Origin of the sequence: Pseudomonas sp. UBA4194 (assembly GCF_002379585.1) — a bacterium.
Taxonomy (GTDB): Bacteria; Pseudomonadota; Gammaproteobacteria; order Pseudomonadales; family Pseudomonadaceae; genus Aquipseudomonas.
On sequence record NZ_DFUE01000010.1, the window covers coordinates 1 to 16,273 of the forward strand.

Below are 16,273 nucleotides of genomic sequence, written 5' to 3' on the forward strand. Positions count from 1 at the left end.
GGAACTGGTTGAGATGGAAGTTCGTGACCTGCTGTCGACCTACGACTTCCCAGGCGACGACACTCCGATCATCATCGGTTCGGCTCGTATGGCTCTGGAAGGCAACGACGAAAACGAAATGGGCACCACTGCCGTTCGTAAACTGGTTGAAACTCTGGACAGCTACATCCCAGAACCAGTTCGTCTGACCGACAAGCCGTTCCTGATGCCAATCGAAGACGTGTTCTCGATCTCCGGTCGCGGTACCGTTGTTACCGGTCGTATCGAGCGCGGTATCGTTCGCGTTCAAGACCCACTGGAAATCGTTGGTCTGCGTGACACCACCGTCACCACCTGCACCGGTGTTGAAATGTTCCGCAAGCTGCTGGACGAAGGTCGTGCTGGCGAGAACTGCGGCGTTCTGCTGCGTGGTACCAAGCGTGACGACGTTGAGCGTGGCCAGGTTCTGGTCAAGCCAGGTTCGGTCAAGCCGCACACCAAGTTCACCGCTGAAGTTTACGTTCTGAGCAAGGAAGAAGGCGGCCGTCACACTCCGTTCTTCAAAGGCTACCGTCCACAGTTCTACTTCCGTACTACTGACGTGACTGGTAACTGCGAGCTGCCAGAAGGCGTTGAAATGGTAATGCCAGGTGACAACATTCAGATGACTGTTACCCTGATCAAAACCATCGCGATGGAAGACGGTCTGCGTTTCGCTATCCGTGAAGGCGGTCGTACCGTCGGCGCCGGCGTCGTAGCCAAAATCATCGAGTAATCGTTGATCGCTTAAAAAGGCCCCCGCTTAGCGGGGGCTTTTTTATTGGGTTGACACTCGATGGGGGCGTCTATAGAATTGCGCCTCCTTTTAACGGGTGCATTGCGCCCGGTGGGAATAGCAGCCGGAGTCTGAAATCCAATGCAAAATCAGCAAATCCGTATCAGGTTGAAGGCTTTTGACCATCGCCTGATCGACCAATCCACCCAGGAAATCGTGGAAACCGCGAAACGTACTGGTGCTCAGGTGCGTGGTCCAATTCCACTCCCTACCCGTAAAGAGCGGTTCACTGTTCTGGTCTCCCCGCACGTCAACAAAGACGCGCGCGACCAGTACGAGATCCGTACTCATAAGCGTGTTCTGGACATCGTCCAGCCAACGGATAAAACCGTTGATGCGCTGATGAAGCTTGATCTTGCGGCAGGTGTGGAAGTGCAGATCAGCCTCGGCTAAGACTTGGGTCTTAGTCGTGTAACGCTCTGAAATGGGCGGCCATAGCGGGTGAAAGCCCCGTACACTCATGAGGTTTACAACATGACTATTGGTGTAGTCGGTCGTAAATGCGGTATGACCCGTATTTTCACCGAAGAAGGTGTCTCCATTCCGGTCACGGTCATTGAGATCGAGCCGAATCGCGTCACCCAGTTCAAAACTGAAGAAACCGATGGCTATCGTGCAGTGCAAGTCACTGTCGGTGAGCGTCGCGCTTCGCGTGTGACTGCTGCTCAAGCAGGTCACTTCGCCAAGGCGAACGTTGCCGCGGGTCGCGGTGTCTGGGAATTCCGTCTTGCAGAAGGCGAGTACCAGGCTGGCGACTTGATCAATGCTGAACTCTTCGCAGCGGGCCAACTGGTAGACGTTACCGGTCAGTCCAAAGGTAAAGGCTTTGCCGGTACCATCAAGCGTTGGAACTTCCGCGGTCAAGACAATACCCACGGTAACTCCGTTTCCCACCGCGTCCCTGGCTCCATCGGCCAGTGCCAGACTCCTGGCCGTGTATTCAAGGGCAAAAAAATGTCCGGTCATATGGGCGCTGAGCGCGTGACCGTGCAGTCCCTGGAAGTTGTGCGCGTCGACGCTGAACGCAATCTGCTGCTCGTCAAGGGTGCTGTTCCTGGCGCAACCGGCGGCAACCTGGTTGTGCGTCCGGCAGCCAAGGCTCGCGGTTAAGGGGAAGCGAAAATGCAATTAAATGTAAATGACGCTCAGGCGATCGAAGTTTCCGAACTGACTTTCGGCGGCGAGTTCAACGAGACGCTGGTGCACCAAGCAGTCGTGGCCTACATGGCCGGCGGCCGTCAGGGCAGCAAGCAGCAGAAGACCCGTTCCGACGTACGTGGTGGTGGTAAGCGCCCGTGGCGTCAAAAGGGTACTGGCCGCGCTCGTGCCGGTACTATCCGTAGCCCAATCTGGCGTGGCGGTGGTACCACTTTCGCAGCTCGTCCTCAGGATCATACCCAGAAGCTGAACAAGAAGATGTATCGCGCAGCACTGCGCTCCATCCTTGCTGAGCTGGTGCGTACCGATCGTCTGGTCGTGGTTCAGGACTTCGCTGTTGAAGCGCCGAAAACCAAAGACCTGCTGGGCAAGCTGAATGGCATGGGCCTCACCGACGTTCTGATCGTATCGGACTCCGTCGACGAGAACCTGTACCTGGCTGCTCGTAACCTGCCACACGTCGACGTACGTGATGTGCAAGGTTCCGACCCAGTTAGTCTGATCGCATACGACAAGGTGTTGATCACCGTGTCGGCCGTGAAGAAATTCGAGGAGCTGCTGGGATGAACCAGGAACGCGTATTTAAAGTTCTGCTTGGCCCGCACGTTTCCGAGAAGGCTACGGTTCTGGCAGACAAGAAAGGTCAGTTCGTTTTCAAGGTTGCGACTGACGCAACCAAGCTGGAAATCAAGAAGGCCGTCGAAAGCCTGTTCAGCGTGAAAGTAGAGCGTGTGACTACCCTGAACGTTCTGGGTAAAAGCAAGCGCACTGCTCGCGGTCTGGGCAAGCGTAATGACTGGAAGAAGGCAGTTATCTCCCTTCAGCCAGGCCAAGATCTCGATTTCAGCAGCAGTGCTGAGTAAGGAAGGGGTGCATCATGGCAATCGTTAAATGCAAACCGACTTCCCCTGGCCGCCGTTTTGTGGTCAAGGTGGTCAACCAGGAGCTGCATAAAGGCGCTCCTCACGCACCGCTGCTCGAGAAAAAATCGAAGTCTGGTGGTCGTAACAACAATGGTCGCATTACCACTCGTCACATCGGTGGTGGCCACAAGCAGCATTATCGGATGATCGACTTCCGTCGCAACGACAAGGATGGCATCGCTGCCACCGTCGAGCGTATCGAATACGATCCAAACCGTACTGCTCACATCGCTCTGGTTCTGTACGCAGACGGCGAGCGTCGCTACATCCTCGCACCGAAAGGCGTGAGCGCTGGCGACCAGCTGATTGCAGGTGCTTTGGCACCGATCAAGCCAGGCAACTCGCTGCAACTGCGCAACATCCCGGTTGGTAGCACCGTGCACGGCATCGAGCTGAAGCCAGGCAAGGGCGCTCAAATCGCTCGCTCCGCTGGTGCTTCGGCTCAGCTGATCGCTCGCGAAGGTGTCTACGTGACCCTGCGTCTGCGTTCGGGCGAAATGCGCAAAGTGCTGTCGGAATGCCGTGCAACGCTGGGCGAAGTCTCGAACTCCGAGCACAGCCTGCGTTCGCTGGGTAAAGCCGGTGCCAAACGCTGGCGTGGCGTTCGCCCAACCGTTCGTGGTGTTGCCATGAACCCGGTTGACCACCCACATGGTGGTGGTGAAGGTCGTACCTCCGGTGGTCGTCATCCGGTATCGCCATGGGGCTTCCCGACTAAGGGCGCGAAGACTCGTGGTAATAAGCGTACCGACAAAATGATCGTCCGTCGTCGCAAGTAAATAGAGGGATACGACAGTGCCACGTTCTCTGAAAAAAGGTCCTTTTATTGATCTTCACCTACTGAAGAAGATCGAAGTGGCGGCGGAAAAGAACGATCGCAAACCGGTGAAAACCTGGTCGCGTCGTTCGATGATCCTGCCACAAATGGTCGGTCTGACCATCGCAGTACACAACGGTCGTCAGCACGTCCCCGTTCTCGTGAACGAAGACATGGTCGGCCACAAACTGGGCGAGTTCGCCGGTACCCGTACATATCGCGGGCACGTGGCTGACAAGAAAGCCAAGCGTTAAGGGGTAAGGAAATGGAAGTAGCCGCTAAGTTGTCGGGCGCTCGAATCTCCGCCCAGAAAGCCCGCTTGGTCGCCGACCAGATCCGCGGGAAGAAGGTGGGCGAAGCGCTCAACCTGCTGGCTTTTAGCAGTAAGAAAGCCGCGGAAATCATGAAGAAAGTGCTGGAGTCGGCCGTAGCCAACGCCGAGCACAACGAAGGCGCAGACGTTGATGACCTGAAGGTCAGCACCGTTTTCGTCAACGAAGGGCGTTCGCTGAAGCGCATCATGCCTCGTGCCAAAGGCCGGGCTGATCGCATCGTCAAGCGGTCTTGCCATATCACTGTCAAGGTTGCTGACAAGTAACGGAGTCGATCAGATGGGTCAGAAAGTACATCCCATTGGCATTCGCCTGGGAATCGTCAAGGAGCACACCTCCGTCTGGTACGCAGACGGTCGGACTTATGCGGACTATTTGCTCGCAGATCTGAATGTGCGTGAGTACCTCCAAGACAAACTAAAAAGCGCGTCCGTTAGCCGTATCGATATCCATCGTCCGGCTCAAACTGCACGCATCACCATCCACACCGCTCGTCCAGGTATCGTTATCGGGAAGAAGGGTGAGGATGTTGAGAAACTGCGTCAGGACCTGACCAAGCAAATGGGTGTGCCTGTGCACATCAATATCGAAGAGATCCGCAAGCCGGAGCTCGACGGTATGCTGGTTGCGCAGAGCGTAGCTCAGCAGCTGGAGCGTCGTGTGATGTTCCGTCGCGCCATGAAGCGCGCCGTACAGAACGCCATGCGCATTGGTGCCAAAGGCATCAAGATCCAAGTGAGCGGTCGTCTCGGCGGTGCTGAAATCGCACGTACTGAATGGTATCGCGAAGGTCGTGTGCCGTTGCACACCCTGCGTGCCGATATCGACTATGCCACCTACGAAGCTCACACCACTTACGGTGTGATCGGTGTGAAGGTTTGGATTTTCAAAGGCGAAGTAATTGGTGGTCGCCAAGAAGAACTGAAACCACAAGCACCTGCGCCTCGTAAAAAAGCTGCTAAGTAAGGGGTACGCCAAATGTTGCAACCAAAGCGTACGAAGTTCCGCAAGCAAATGACTGGTCACAACCGTGGCCTGGCATTGCGCGGTAGCAAAGTCAGCTTCGGCGAATTCGCCTTGAAAGCTGTTGCTCGCGGTCGTCTCACCGCTCGCCAGATCGAATCGGCACGTCGTGCCCTGACTCGTCACGTTAAGCGTGGCGGCAAGATCTGGATCCGTGTATTCCCGGACAAGCCGATCTCCAAGAAGCCTCTCGAAGTGCGGATGGGTAAAGGTAAAGGTTCCGTTGAGTACTGGGTTGCCCAGATCCAGCCAGGCAAAGTCCTGTACGAGATCGAGGGTGTTTCCGAAGAGCTGGCGCGTGAGGCTTTCGCCTTGGCAGCTGCAAAGCTGCCTCTCGCCACCTCCTTTGTTAAGCGGACGGTGATGTGATGAAAGCGAACGAACTTCGTGAAAAATCAGCACAGCAACTGAACGAGCAACTGCTCGGCTTGCTGCGCGACCAGTTCAATCTGCGTATGCAGAAAGCAACTGGCCAGTTGGGGCAGTCTCACCTGCTCTCGCAAGTGAAGCGCGACATCGCTCGCGTGAAAACTGTGCTCAACCAGCAGGCAGGTAAGTGATCATGGCTGAAGCCGAAAAAACCGTCCGTACGCTGACTGGCCGTGTTGTCAGCGACAAGATGGACAAAACCATCACCGTATTGATCGAGCGTCGCGTAAAGCACCCGATCTACGGTAAATACGTTAAGCGTTCGACTAAGCTGCACGCTCACGACGAAACTAACCAGTGCAAGATCGGCGACAAGGTCTCCATTCGCGAGACCCGTCCGCTGGCCAAGACCAAGTCCTGGGCCCTGGTTGACGTTCTCGAACGCGCTGTTGAAGTCTAAGGGCTAAGGGTCGGAGAAATTTTATGATTCAGACTCAATCCATGCTCGATGTGGCCGATAACAGCGGCGCTCGTCGCGTCATGTGCATCAAGGTACTGGGCGGTTCGCACCGCCGGTACGCTGGCATCGGTGACATCATCAAGGTGACCGTGAAGGAAGCAATTCCTCGTGGCAAGGTGAAGAAAGGTCAAGTGATGACTGCTGTTGTAGTCCGCACTCGTCACGGCGTACGTCGTGCTGACGGCTCCATCATCCGCTTCGATGGCAACGCTGCTGTTCTGTTGAACAACAAGCAAGAGCCAATCGGCACCCGTATCTTTGGGCCAGTGACCCGTGAGCTTCGTTCCGAGAAGTTCATGAAGATCGTCTCGCTCGCCCCAGAAGTGCTGTAAGGAGATCCGACATGCAAAAGATTCGTCGTGACGACGAGATCATCGTGATCGCCGGCAAAGACAAAGGCAAGCGCGGTAAGGTGCTTAAGGTTCTCGCTGACGACCGTCTGGTCGTTGGTGGGATCAACCTGGTGAAGCGTCATACCAAGCCGAACCCGATGTCGGGCGTACAGGGCGGTATCGTCGAGAAAGAAGCGCCACTGCACGCTTCCAACGTCGCCATTTTCAACGGCGAAACCAACAAGGCTGACCGCGTTGGTTTCAAAGTAGAAGAAGGCAAAAAAATTCGTGTCTTCAAGTCGACCCAAAAAGCGGTTGATGCTTGAACACTGCTAGGTAGAAGACCATGGCACGACTGAAAGAGATTTACCGGAAGGAAATCGCTCCCAAGCTTAAGGAAGAACTTAAGCTGGCGAACGTGATGGAAGTTCCGCGCGTTACCAAAATCACCCTGAACATGGGTCTGGGCGAAGCGATCGGCGACAAGAAAGTCATCGAGCACGCTGTAGCCGACATCGAGAAGATCACTGGCCAGAAAGCCGTCGTGACCTTCGCACGCAAATCCATCGCGGGCTTCAAGGTCCGTGAGGGTTGGCCGATCGGTGTCAAGGTGACTTTGCGTCGCGACAAGATGTACGAATTCCTGGACCGCCTGCTGGCGATCTCCCTGCCTCGGGTACGCGACTTCCGCGGCCTGAATGCCAAGTCCTTCGACGGTCGTGGCAACTACAGCATGGGTGTCAAAGAGCAGATCATTTTCCCGGAAATCGATTACGACAAGATCGATGCTCTGCGCGGTCTGGACATTACCCTGACCACCACTGCTCGTTCGGATGAAGAAGGTCGCGCCTTGCTGCGTGCCTTCAACTTCCCGTTCCGCAACTGATTGGAGTAGGAAAATGGCCAAGAAGAGCATGAAGAACCGTGAGCTGAAGCGTCAGCTGACGGTAGCAAAATACGCCAAGAAGCGTGCTGAGCTGAAAGCTATCATCGTGAATCTGAACGCAAGTGACGAAGATCGTTGGAATGCTTCCGTTGCTCTGCAGAAGCAGCCACGTGATGCGAGCCCTGCTCGTATGCGCAACCGCTGCCGCATCACCGGTCGTCCGCACGGCGTTTACCGCAAGTTCGGCCTGGGCCGTAACATGCTGCGTCAAGCAGCCATGCGCGGTGACGTTCCAGGCCTGGTGAAAGCCAGCTGGTAAGACGTACCGGCCTGGCGCCGGCGGAAAATTGAGCAATCAACCGACCGCCGGTGTCCTGGCGATTGAATCAAGCCCCTTATGGGGCTTGATTCATTTCTGGGGTGCGTCTAGAATTGCCGGCTCGCCTGAGCCCGGGTTTTTGGACCGGATCACATGCTCGGCGACGTTGTAGCCGCAAGGCTAATAATTTTTGTATCAGGAGCGTCTAGCCCATGAGTATGCAGGACCCGTTAGCGGACATGCTAACTCGAATCCGTAATGCCCAGATGGCTGAAAAGTCCGTCGTAAGCATGCCATCTTCCACGTTGAAGGTAGCTGTGGCCAAAGTTCTGAAGGACGAAGGCTACATCGCGGGTTATCAGGTAAGCAGCGAAGCAAAACCGTCGCTTTCCATCGAGCTGAAATACTTCGAAGGCCGTCCGGTCATCGAGGAAGTCAAACGCGTAAGTCGTCCAGGCCTGCGTCAGTACAAATCCGTTGATGATCTGCCGAAAGTTCGTGGCGGTCTCGGCGTATCCATCGTCTCCACCAACAAGGGTGTGATGACGGATCGTGCTGCGCGCGCTGCCGGTGTCGGCGGCGAAGTACTTTGCACAGTGTTCTAAGGGGGGATAAGCATGTCTCGCGTCGCTAAGAACCCCGTTAAGCTGCCAGCTGGTGTCGAAGTAAAATTCGCCGGCCAACAGCTTTCGGTGAAGGGTGCCAAGGGCACTCTGGAACTGAACGTTCACTCGTCCGTTGAAATCGTTGAAGAGGCTGGCGAACTGCGTTTCGCTGCCAAGAATGGCGATCAGCAGACCCGTGCAATGGCCGGTACCACCCGCGCTTTGGTTAACAACATGGTCCAGGGCGTAAGCCAAGGCTTCGAGCGCAAGCTCCAGCTGGTCGGTGTTGGTTACAAGGCACAAGCAAAAGGCACAGTGCTGAACCTGTCGCTGGGCTTCTCTCATCCGGTGGATTACGAGTTGCCGCAAGGCATCACCGCTGAGACTCCTAGCCAGACCGATATCCTGATCAAGGGCATCGACAAGCAGCTGGTGGGTCAAGTGGCCGCTGAAATCCGCGATTTCCGTCCGCCAGAGCCTTACAAAGGCAAAGGTGTACGTTACGCAGACGAAGTCGTCCGCCGTAAAGAAGCCAAGAAGAAGTAGGGCATAGCAAATGACCGACAAAAAAGTTACTCGACTGCGTCGCGCTCGCAAAGCACGCCTGAAAATGCACGAACTCGAAGTCGTGCGTCTCTGCGTGTTCCGCTCTTCGCAGCACATTTACGCCCAGGTCATCTCGGCCGACGGCAGCAAAGTCCTGGCAAGCGCCTCGACTTTGGACAAAGAATTGCGTGATGGTGCCACCGGCAACATCGACGCGGCCACTAAGGTTGGCCAGCTGGTCGCTTCGCGTGCTAAGGCCGCTGGCGTCTCGCAGGTGGCTTTCGACCGCTCTGGCTTCAAGTACCACGGTCGCGTGAAAGCGCTGGCTGATGGCGCTCGTGAAGCTGGGCTGGAGTTCTAAGTTATGTCAAATAACGACCAAAAGCGCGACGAAGGCTACATCGAGAAGCTGGTTCAAGTTAACCGCGTTGCCAAGACCGTCAAGGGCGGCCGTATCTTCACCTTCACCGCGTTGACCGTGGTAGGTGATGGCAAGGGCCGCGTTGGCTTCGGCCGTGGCAAATCTCGTGAAGTGCCGGCTGCTATCCAGAAAGCTATGGAAGCTGCTCGTCGCAACATGATTCAAGTGGACCTGAACGGGACCACCCTGCAGTACGCCATGAAGTCCGCCCACGGCGCCTCCAAGGTTTACATGCAGCCTGCGTCCGAAGGTACCGGTATCATCGCTGGCGGCGCCATGCGCGCTGTTCTCGAAGTTGCTGGCGTCCAGAACGTATTGGCCAAATGCTACGGCTCGACCAACCCCGTCAACGTGGTTCACGCTACGTTCAAGGGTCTGAAAGCCATGCAATCCCCGTCGTCCATCGCCGCCAAGCGCGGTCTGAACGTTGAGGAGATCATCTGATCATGGCTACCGTTAAAGTTACGCTGATCAAAAGCATGACCGGCCGTATCCCTAACCACAAACTGTGCGTTAAGGGTCTGGGTCTGCGTCGCATCGGTCACACTGTAGAAGTCCAGGATACTCCCGAGAATCGCGGGATGATCAACAAGGCCTACTACATGCTTCGCGTAGAGGGTTAATCGATGAAACTCAATGATCTGAGTCCAGCGCCGGGTTCCCGTCGCGAAAAGCATCGTCCGGGCCGTGGTATCGGTAGCGGTTTGGGTAAGACTGGTGGCCGCGGCCACAAAGGTCAGACCTCCCGTTCCGGTGGCACCATCGCTCCAGGCTTTGAAGGCGGTCAACAGCCGCTGCATCGTCGCCTGCCGAAGTTCGGTTTCGTGTCCCTGAAAGCCATGGACCGCGCAGAAGTGCGTCTGTCCGAGTTGGCCAAAGTGGAAGGCGACATCGTCTCCGTGCAGTCCCTGAAAGATGCCAACGTGATCAACCAGAACGTTCAGCGTGTGAAAATCATGCTGTCGGGCGAAGTGACTCGCGCTGTTACCATTCAGGGCATCGCCGCCACCAAAGGTGCGCGTGCGGCTATCGAAGCAGCTGGCGGCAAGTTCGAGGAATAAATGGCTAAGCAAGGTGCTCTCTCAGCGCTCGGCAAAGGCGGTATGTCTGAACTTTGGGCTCGTCTGCGTTTTCTGTTCCTGGCGATCATCGTCTACAGAATCGGCGCACACATCCCGGTTCCAGGTATCAACCCGGACCGTCTCGCAGATCTGTTCCGACAGAATGAGGGGACCATTCTTAGCTTGTTCAACATGTTTTCCGGCGGCGCGCTGGAACGGATGAGCATCTTTGCACTGGGGATCATGCCGTACATTTCGGCATCGATCATCATGCAGTTGATGACCGCCGTGAGCCCGCAGCTGGAGCAGTTGAAGAAGGAAGGTGAAGCTGGCCGTCGCAAGATCAGCCAGTACACCCGCTACGGCACCGTCATCCTGGCACTGGTTCAAGCGATCGGCATGTCGATCGGGTTGGCCAACCAGGGTGTGGCGTTCACTGCAAGCTTCAGTTTCTACTTCGTGGCGGTCTCCACTTTCGTGGCGGGCGCGATGTTCATGATGTGGCTGGGCGAGCAGATTACTGAGCGTGGTGTTGGTAACGGTATCTCGATGTTGATCTTCGCAGGTATCGTTGCTGGTCTTCCGAGAGCAATTGGGCAGTCTTTCGAGTCTGCGCGTCAGGGTGACATCAATATTTTCGCCCTGGTTGCCATCGGTTTGCTGGCGGTAGCGATCATCGGTTTCGTGGTGTTCATCGAGCGTGGTCAGCGTCGTATTGCTGTTCACTACGCCAAGCGCCAGCAGGGCCGCAAGGTCTTCGCTGCGCAGACCAGCCACTTGCCGCTGAAAGTGAACATGGCCGGGGTTATTCCTGCCATTTTCGCGAGCAGCATCTTGCTGTTCCCGGCTTCGCTGGGTTCCTGGTTCGGTCAGTCCGAAGGTATGGGCTGGTTGCAGGACATCTCGCAGTCGATCGCTCCTGGTCAGCCGTTGAACATTCTGCTGTTTAGTGCAGGGATCATTTTCTTCTGCTTCTTCTATACGGCGTTGATGTTCAATCCGAAAGACGTAGCGGAAAACCTGAAGAAGTCCGGTGCCTTTATTCCGGGTATCCGTCCAGGCGAGCAGTCGGCGCGCTACATTGATGGCGTTTTGACTCGTTTGACCATGTTCGGTGCTCTGTACATGATGTGCGTCTGTTTGCTCCCACAGTTTTTGGTGGTAGCTGCAAACGTTCCGTTCTACCTTGGCGGGACCTCGTTGCTGATTGTGGTAGTGGTTGTGATGGACTTCATGTCCCAAGTACAATCGCACCTCGTTTCGCACCAGTACGAATCCCTGATGAAGAAAGCCAACCTGAAAGGCTACGGCGGCAGCGGTCTGCTGCGCTGAGAGTCCCTTAAGGTTCGAGGAGTTGGCAATGAAAGTTCGTGCATCGGTGAAAAAGCTGTGCCGTAACTGCAAAATCATTCGTCGCGAAGGCGTCGTTCGAGTCATTTGCAGCGCGGAGCCGCGTCACAAGCAGCGCCAAGGCTGAGTGTGATGTGCTACAAGCCCAGCAGCTAGTGCGCTGCTGGGTTGATTATTTGTTATTACAGCGATATTATCTCGCGCCCTATTTCTTGGCTTCCGGGGCGTAGGTAGCTGTCAATTGGAGTCCCACTGAATGGCCCGTATTGCAGGCGTTAACATTCCAGATAACAAGCACACTGTTATCTCGCTGACCTACATCTATGGTGTTGGTCGCACTACTGCACAGAAAATCTGTGCAGACACTGGGGTCAACCCAGCCGCAAAGATCAAGGATCTGAGCGACGAGCAGATTGAACAGCTGCGTGGCGAAGTGGCGAAGTTCACCACCGAAGGTGATCTGCGCCGCGAAATCAACATGAAAATCAAGCGCTTGATGGATCTGGGCTGCTACCGCGGTCTTCGTCATCGTCGTGGTCTGCCAGTACGCGGTCAGCGTACCAAGACCAACGCGCGTACCCGTAAAGGTCCGCGTAAGCCGATCCGCAAGTAATCGCACCAGCGAATCGACAGGAATTTAGTCATGGCAAAACCTGCTGCTCGTCCTCGTAAGAAAGTCAAAAAGACAGTGGTTGATGGCATCGCCCACATCCACGCGTCTTTCAACAACACCATCGTGACCATTACCGATCGTCAAGGTAACGCCCTGTCCTGGGCTACCTCCGGCGGCTCGGGTTTCCGCGGTTCCCGCAAGTCCACCCCGTTCGCTGCCCAGGTGGCTGCTGAGCGTGCTGGTCAAGCTGCGCTGGAATATGGCCTTAAGAACCTCGACGTCAACGTCAAGGGTCCAGGTCCAGGTCGTGAGTCCGCTGTCCGTGCATTGAACGGCTGTGGCTATAAGATCGCCAGCATCACCGACGTGACGCCAATCCCGCATAACGGGTGCCGTCCGCCGAAGAAGCGCCGCGTGTAATTCAGGAGACGATAGATAATGGCTCGTTACATTGGTCCAAAATGCAAACTGGCTCGTCGTGAAGGCACTGACCTGTTCCTGAAAAGCGGCGTTCGCGCCCTGGAATCGAAGTGCAATATCGAAGCAGCCCCAGGTATCCACGGCCAGCGCCGCGGTCGCCAATCCGACTACGGCACCCAACTGCGTGAAAAGCAGAAGGTCCGTCGTATCTACGGCGTTCTCGAGCGTCAGTTCAGCGGTTACTACAAGGAAGCTGCCGGCAAGAAAGGCGCTACCGGTGAGAACCTGCTGCAACTGCTCGAATGCCGCCTGGACAACGTCGTATACCGTATGGGCTTTGGTTCGACTCGTGCCGAATCCCGTCAGTTGGTATCGCACAAGTCCATCAGCGTAAACGGCAAAACCGTTAACGTTCCGTCCTACCAGGTTCGTGCTGGTGACGTGGTCGCGATTCGCGAGAAAGCAAAAAACCAGCTTCGCATTGTCCAAGCTCTCGATCTGTGTGCCCAACGTGGCCGCGTAGAATGGGTAGAAGTAGACACTGAGAAGAAGTCGGGCGTTTTCAAGAACGTTCCAGCTCGCAGTGATCTGTCCGCCGACATCAACGAAAGCCTGATTGTCGAGCTCTACTCCAAGTAAGGGCTAGAAAATAGGTGCATCCATGCAGATTTCGGTAAATGAGTTCCTGACGCCCCGCCACATTGATGTGCAGGTCGTCAGTCCAACCCGCGCCAAAATCACTCTCGAGCCTCTCGAGCGTGGTTTCGGCCATACCCTGGGCAACGCGCTGCGCCGCATCCTGTTGTCCTCAATGCCCGGCTGCGCAGTAGTCGAGGCCGAGATTGACGGTGTACTCCACGAGTACAGCGCCATCGAAGGTGTACAGGAAGACGTCATTGAAATCCTGTTGAACCTGAAAGGCCTGGCTATCAAGCTGCACGGTCGTGACGAAGTTACGCTGACCTTGTCGAAAAAGGGTTCGGGGGTGGTTACCGCTGCCGATATTCAGCTGGATCATGATGTCGAGATCGTTAATCCCGATCACGTAATCGCTAACCTGGCGTCTAACGGCGCCCTGAACATGAAGCTCGTCGTAGCTCGTGGTCGTGGTTATGAACCGGCCGACTCGCGTCAAAGCGATGAAGACGAAAGCCGCAGCATCGGTCGCTTGCAGCTTGACTCTTCGTTCAGCCCGGTACGCCGTATCGCATACGTGGTGGAAAACGCCCGTGTCGAGCAGCGCACCAACCTGGACAAGCTGGTTATTGATCTGGAAACCAACGGTACTCTGGATCCTGAAGAGGCTATCCGTCGTGCTGCAACCATTCTGCAACAGCAGTTGGCTGCATTCGTCGACCTCAAGGGTGACAGCGAGCCTGTTGTAATCGAGCAAGAAGATGAGATCGACCCGATCCTGCTTCGCCCGGTTGACGATCTGGAACTGACTGTACGTTCGGCTAACTGCCTTAAGGCGGAAAACATCTACTACATCGGCGACCTGATTCAGCGTACCGAAGTAGAACTGTTGAAGACTCCGAACCTGGGCAAGAAATCCTTGACTGAAATCAAGGACGTTCTGGCCTCCCGCGGTCTGTCCCTCGGCATGCGCCTCGACAACTGGCCGCCTGCAAGTCTTAAGAAGGACGACAAGGCGACTGCCTGATCGTCGTAATCACCGAACGTAGTGTTTGGTAAGGAATGAACCATGCGTCATCGTAAAAGTGGACGTCACCTGAGCCGTACCAGCTCGCACCGCAAGGCCATGTTTCAGAACATGGCGGTGTCGCTGTTCGAGCACGAGCTGATCAAGACTACTCTGCCAAAAGCCAAAGAACTGCGCCGCGTTGCCGAGCCGCTGATCACTCTGGCCAAGGTAGACAGCGTTGCAAACCGTCGTCTGGCTTTTGACCGTACCCGTTCGAAAGAAATGGTCGGCAAGCTGTTCAACGATCTGGGCAAGCGCTATGCCACCCGTCAGGGCGGCTACCTGCGTATCCTCAAGTGCGGCTTCCGCGCTGGCGATAACGCACCTATGGCGTACGTCGAGCTGGTTGATCGTCCTGTCGGTGGCTCGGTTGAAGCCGCTGAATAAGACGAACAGTCTGTTCTAGAAAAAGCCGGGCCCAGTGCCCGGTTTTTTTATGCCCGCGAATTAGTGAAAATCTATCGTGCGCTAAAGTTTTACGCATTAGAGGTTATGGACGTTTTCCCTGATACTGGCCTTCAGCCGCTTTAGCCCGGCACTTACACAGAAAGCCTGACAGAGGAAGACAGTTGATGAGCCAGAGCAAGACCCTCACTACCGCCAGCGGTGCACCGGTTGCCGACAACCAGAATTCCCGTTCCGCAGGCCCGCGCGGGCCCCTGCTGCTTGAAGACTTTCACCTGATCGAGAAACTTGCGCACTTCAATCGGGAGAACATCCCCGAGCGTCGCGTACACGCCAAGGGTTCGGGCGCTTACGGCACATTCACGGTGACCCGTGACATTACCCAGTACACCAGCGCCAAGCTGTTCGACAGTGTTGGCAAGCAGACCGAGACGTTCCTGCGCTTCTCCACGGTAGGTGGCGAGCGTGGCTCGGCCGACACCGAGCGCGACCCTCGTGGGTTTGCGCTGAAGTTCTACACCGAAGAAGGCAACTGGGACATTGTGGGCAACAACACCCCGGTGTTCTTCATTCGCGACCCACTGAAGTTTCCAGATTTCATCCATACCCAGAAGCGTCTGCCTCAGAGCAACCTGAAAAGTGCACAGATGATGTGGGATTTCTGGTCGCATTCGCCGGAAGCACTGCACCAGGTGACCATTCTGTTCTCCGATCGCGGGATTCCGGATGGCTACAGGCACATGCACGGTTTCGGCAGCCACACGTACAGCCTGATCAACGCCCAAGGCGAACGGCATTGGGTGAAGTGGCACTACAAGACCGAGCAAGGTATCAAGAACCTGGCGCCGGCCGATGCTGCGCGTATTGCCGGTACCGATCCGGATTACGCCCAGCGTGATTTGTTCGAGGCCATCCAGCGCGGCGACTTCCCGAAATGGCGCGTGTGCGTGCAGATCATGACCGAGGCCCAGGCTCACGCTCATCACGAGAATCCGTTCGACGTGACCAAGACCTGGTCGCAGAAGGAGTTCCCCTTGATCGAGGTGGGCATCCTGGAGCTGAACCGCAACCCGCTCAACTATTTTGCCGAAGTCGAGCAAGCCGCGTTTGGGCCTAGCAACATGGTGCCCGGCGTGGGCCTGTCGCCCGACCGCATGTTGCAGGGCCGCGTGTTTGCCTATGCCGATGCTCACCGCTATCGCGTGGGCACCAATCATCAGCAGCTGCCGGTCAATGCACCCCGCAGCCCGGTGAACTCATACCAGCGCGATGGTGCCATGGCATTTGGTACCAACGGAGGTGCTGCGCCTAACTATGAGCCCAACAGCTACGCGGATGCACCCAAGCAGGCCCCGCAGTACCGGGAGCCGGCCCTTGCCCTCAGCGGCGCGGCTGATCGCCATGATCACCGTGAGGATACCGACTACTACAGCCAAGCGGGCGCGCTGTTCCGCCTTATGAGTGAAGATCAGAAGGCCTTGCTGATCAGCAACATCGCCGGCGCCATGGCGGGTGTCAGCGAGGATGTGGTGCAGCGTCAACTGCAATACTTCTTCCAGGCTGATCCCGCCTACGGAGAAGGCGTCGCCCAAGCTCTGGGTGTACAACTCGCATAAACCGAAGTGATAAGAAGAACCGCCCTCATTTGGGCGGT

The 16,273-nt window shown here is 56.1% G+C and carries 30 protein-coding genes; all 30 read left to right on the forward strand.

What is annotated here, in order from left to right; translation table 11 throughout:
• Nucleotides 1-754: EF-Tu/IF-2/RF-3 family GTPase (locus B3397_RS01460; RefSeq protein WP_296246602.1), on the forward strand; the 754-nt coding region annotated here is incomplete at its 5' end.
• Between the two features lie 141 nt (nucleotides 755-895).
• Nucleotides 896-1,207, forward strand: a complete 312-nt coding sequence (gene rpsJ, locus B3397_RS01465) for a 30S ribosomal protein S10 (RefSeq protein WP_003186070.1) — start codon at nucleotides 896-898, stop codon at nucleotides 1,205-1,207.
• Between the two features lie 81 nt (nucleotides 1,208-1,288).
• Nucleotides 1,289-1,924 carry a 50S ribosomal protein L3 gene (gene rplC / locus B3397_RS01470; protein ID WP_043192521.1) on the forward strand — a complete coding sequence of 212 codons (636 nt, stop codon included), beginning with the start codon at nucleotides 1,289-1,291 and terminating at the stop codon, nucleotides 1,922-1,924.
• A gap of 12 nt (nucleotides 1,925-1,936) precedes the next feature.
• Nucleotides 1,937-2,539 (forward strand): 50S ribosomal protein L4, encoded by a 603-nt coding sequence (rplD, locus tag B3397_RS01475; protein WP_043192522.1) that lies wholly within the window; start codon nucleotides 1,937-1,939, stop codon nucleotides 2,537-2,539.
• Nucleotides 2,536-2,835, forward strand: a complete 300-nt coding sequence (gene rplW / locus B3397_RS01480) for a 50S ribosomal protein L23 (RefSeq protein ID WP_002555488.1) — start codon at nucleotides 2,536-2,538, stop codon at nucleotides 2,833-2,835. The genes rplD and rplW overlap by 4 nt, the downstream gene beginning before the upstream one ends.
• A gap of 14 nt (nucleotides 2,836-2,849) precedes the next feature.
• Complete coding sequence (gene rplB, locus B3397_RS01485; protein ID WP_296246609.1) at nucleotides 2,850-3,674, forward strand: 50S ribosomal protein L2; 825 nt, start codon at nucleotides 2,850-2,852, stop codon at nucleotides 3,672-3,674.
• A gap of 16 nt (nucleotides 3,675-3,690) precedes the next feature.
• The gene (gene rpsS, locus B3397_RS01490; protein WP_002555486.1) at nucleotides 3,691-3,966 is read left to right on the forward strand and encodes a 30S ribosomal protein S19; all 276 of its coding nucleotides are present in this window, start codon (nucleotides 3,691-3,693) and stop codon (nucleotides 3,964-3,966) included.
• An 11-nt stretch (nucleotides 3,967-3,977) separates the two neighbouring features.
• Nucleotides 3,978-4,310 (forward strand): 50S ribosomal protein L22, encoded by a 333-nt coding sequence (gene rplV / locus B3397_RS01495; RefSeq protein ID WP_003103908.1) that lies wholly within the window; start codon nucleotides 3,978-3,980, stop codon nucleotides 4,308-4,310.
• Between the two features lie 13 nt (nucleotides 4,311-4,323).
• On the forward strand, nucleotides 4,324-5,010 hold the full coding sequence (gene rpsC, locus B3397_RS01500) for a 30S ribosomal protein S3 (protein WP_007924192.1): 687 nt from the start codon (nucleotides 4,324-4,326) through the stop codon (nucleotides 5,008-5,010).
• Between the two features lie 12 nt (nucleotides 5,011-5,022).
• The gene (rplP, locus tag B3397_RS01505; RefSeq protein WP_003255479.1) at nucleotides 5,023-5,436 is read left to right on the forward strand and encodes a 50S ribosomal protein L16; all 414 of its coding nucleotides are present in this window, start codon (nucleotides 5,023-5,025) and stop codon (nucleotides 5,434-5,436) included.
• Nucleotides 5,436-5,627 carry a 50S ribosomal protein L29 gene (rpmC, locus tag B3397_RS01510; protein ID WP_002555481.1) on the forward strand — a complete coding sequence of 64 codons (192 nt, stop codon included), beginning with the start codon at nucleotides 5,436-5,438 and terminating at the stop codon, nucleotides 5,625-5,627. Before rplP ends, rpmC begins: the two co-directional genes overlap by 1 nt.
• Before the next feature lie 2 nt (nucleotides 5,628-5,629).
• Complete coding sequence (gene rpsQ, locus B3397_RS01515) at nucleotides 5,630-5,896, forward strand: 30S ribosomal protein S17 (protein ID WP_296246615.1); 267 nt, start codon at nucleotides 5,630-5,632, stop codon at nucleotides 5,894-5,896.
• 23 nt (nucleotides 5,897-5,919) lie between these two features.
• Nucleotides 5,920-6,288: a 50S ribosomal protein L14 gene (rplN, locus tag B3397_RS01520; protein WP_003243907.1), complete on the forward strand. Its 369-nt coding sequence runs from the start codon at nucleotides 5,920-5,922 to the stop codon at nucleotides 6,286-6,288.
• An 11-nt stretch (nucleotides 6,289-6,299) separates the two neighbouring features.
• Nucleotides 6,300-6,614, forward strand: a complete 315-nt coding sequence (gene rplX / locus B3397_RS01525) for a 50S ribosomal protein L24 (protein WP_008374158.1) — start codon at nucleotides 6,300-6,302, stop codon at nucleotides 6,612-6,614.
• Between the two features lie 20 nt (nucleotides 6,615-6,634).
• On the forward strand, nucleotides 6,635-7,174 hold the full coding sequence (gene rplE, locus B3397_RS01530) for a 50S ribosomal protein L5 (protein ID WP_043192531.1): 540 nt from the start codon (nucleotides 6,635-6,637) through the stop codon (nucleotides 7,172-7,174).
• A 13-nt stretch (nucleotides 7,175-7,187) separates the two neighbouring features.
• On the forward strand, nucleotides 7,188-7,493 hold the full coding sequence (rpsN, locus tag B3397_RS01535; protein WP_296246618.1) for a 30S ribosomal protein S14: 306 nt from the start codon (nucleotides 7,188-7,190) through the stop codon (nucleotides 7,491-7,493).
• A 212-nt stretch (nucleotides 7,494-7,705) separates the two neighbouring features.
• Complete coding sequence (gene rpsH / locus B3397_RS01540; protein ID WP_296246621.1) at nucleotides 7,706-8,098, forward strand: 30S ribosomal protein S8; 393 nt, start codon at nucleotides 7,706-7,708, stop codon at nucleotides 8,096-8,098.
• Nucleotides 8,099-8,110: 12 nt separating this feature from the next.
• The gene (gene rplF, locus B3397_RS01545) at nucleotides 8,111-8,644 is read left to right on the forward strand and encodes a 50S ribosomal protein L6 (RefSeq protein ID WP_043192535.1); all 534 of its coding nucleotides are present in this window, start codon (nucleotides 8,111-8,113) and stop codon (nucleotides 8,642-8,644) included.
• A gap of 10 nt (nucleotides 8,645-8,654) precedes the next feature.
• Complete coding sequence (gene rplR / locus B3397_RS01550; protein ID WP_043192536.1) at nucleotides 8,655-9,005, forward strand: 50S ribosomal protein L18; 351 nt, start codon at nucleotides 8,655-8,657, stop codon at nucleotides 9,003-9,005.
• A 3-nt stretch (nucleotides 9,006-9,008) separates the two neighbouring features.
• Nucleotides 9,009-9,509, forward strand: coding sequence for a 30S ribosomal protein S5 (gene rpsE / locus B3397_RS01555; RefSeq protein ID WP_043192537.1), 501 nt, complete (start codon nucleotides 9,009-9,011; stop codon nucleotides 9,507-9,509).
• A 2-nt stretch (nucleotides 9,510-9,511) separates the two neighbouring features.
• Entirely contained in the window at nucleotides 9,512-9,688 is a 177-nt protein-coding gene (gene rpmD, locus B3397_RS01560; RefSeq protein ID WP_003176408.1) for a 50S ribosomal protein L30, read from the forward strand.
• A 3-nt stretch (nucleotides 9,689-9,691) separates the two neighbouring features.
• Nucleotides 9,692-10,126 carry a 50S ribosomal protein L15 gene (gene rplO, locus B3397_RS01565; RefSeq protein WP_049860776.1) on the forward strand — a complete coding sequence of 145 codons (435 nt, stop codon included), beginning with the start codon at nucleotides 9,692-9,694 and terminating at the stop codon, nucleotides 10,124-10,126.
• Nucleotides 10,127-11,458 (forward strand): preprotein translocase subunit SecY, encoded by a 1,332-nt coding sequence (gene secY / locus B3397_RS01570; protein WP_296246625.1) that lies wholly within the window; start codon nucleotides 10,127-10,129, stop codon nucleotides 11,456-11,458.
• Between the two features lie 28 nt (nucleotides 11,459-11,486).
• Nucleotides 11,487-11,603 (forward strand): 50S ribosomal protein L36, encoded by a 117-nt coding sequence (rpmJ, locus tag B3397_RS01575; protein ID WP_002555468.1) that lies wholly within the window; start codon nucleotides 11,487-11,489, stop codon nucleotides 11,601-11,603.
• Between the two features lie 129 nt (nucleotides 11,604-11,732).
• Entirely contained in the window at nucleotides 11,733-12,089 is a 357-nt protein-coding gene (gene rpsM, locus B3397_RS01580) for a 30S ribosomal protein S13 (protein WP_008374135.1), read from the forward strand.
• A gap of 30 nt (nucleotides 12,090-12,119) precedes the next feature.
• Nucleotides 12,120-12,509, forward strand: a complete 390-nt coding sequence (gene rpsK / locus B3397_RS01585) for a 30S ribosomal protein S11 (protein ID WP_002555466.1) — start codon at nucleotides 12,120-12,122, stop codon at nucleotides 12,507-12,509.
• An 18-nt stretch (nucleotides 12,510-12,527) separates the two neighbouring features.
• On the forward strand, nucleotides 12,528-13,148 hold the full coding sequence (gene rpsD / locus B3397_RS01590) for a 30S ribosomal protein S4 (RefSeq protein ID WP_213879483.1): 621 nt from the start codon (nucleotides 12,528-12,530) through the stop codon (nucleotides 13,146-13,148).
• A gap of 22 nt (nucleotides 13,149-13,170) precedes the next feature.
• Nucleotides 13,171-14,172, forward strand: coding sequence for a DNA-directed RNA polymerase subunit alpha (locus B3397_RS01595; protein ID WP_007924176.1), 1,002 nt, complete (start codon nucleotides 13,171-13,173; stop codon nucleotides 14,170-14,172).
• 42 nt (nucleotides 14,173-14,214) lie between these two features.
• A complete protein-coding gene (rplQ, locus tag B3397_RS01600; RefSeq protein WP_043192543.1) occupies nucleotides 14,215-14,601 on the forward strand; it encodes a 50S ribosomal protein L17 in 387 nt (128 codons plus the stop codon).
• 185 nt (nucleotides 14,602-14,786) lie between these two features.
• Nucleotides 14,787-16,235 carry a catalase gene (locus B3397_RS01605; RefSeq protein ID WP_296246631.1) on the forward strand — a complete coding sequence of 483 codons (1,449 nt, stop codon included), beginning with the start codon at nucleotides 14,787-14,789 and terminating at the stop codon, nucleotides 16,233-16,235.
• Nucleotides 16,236-16,273 lie beyond the last annotated feature (38 nt).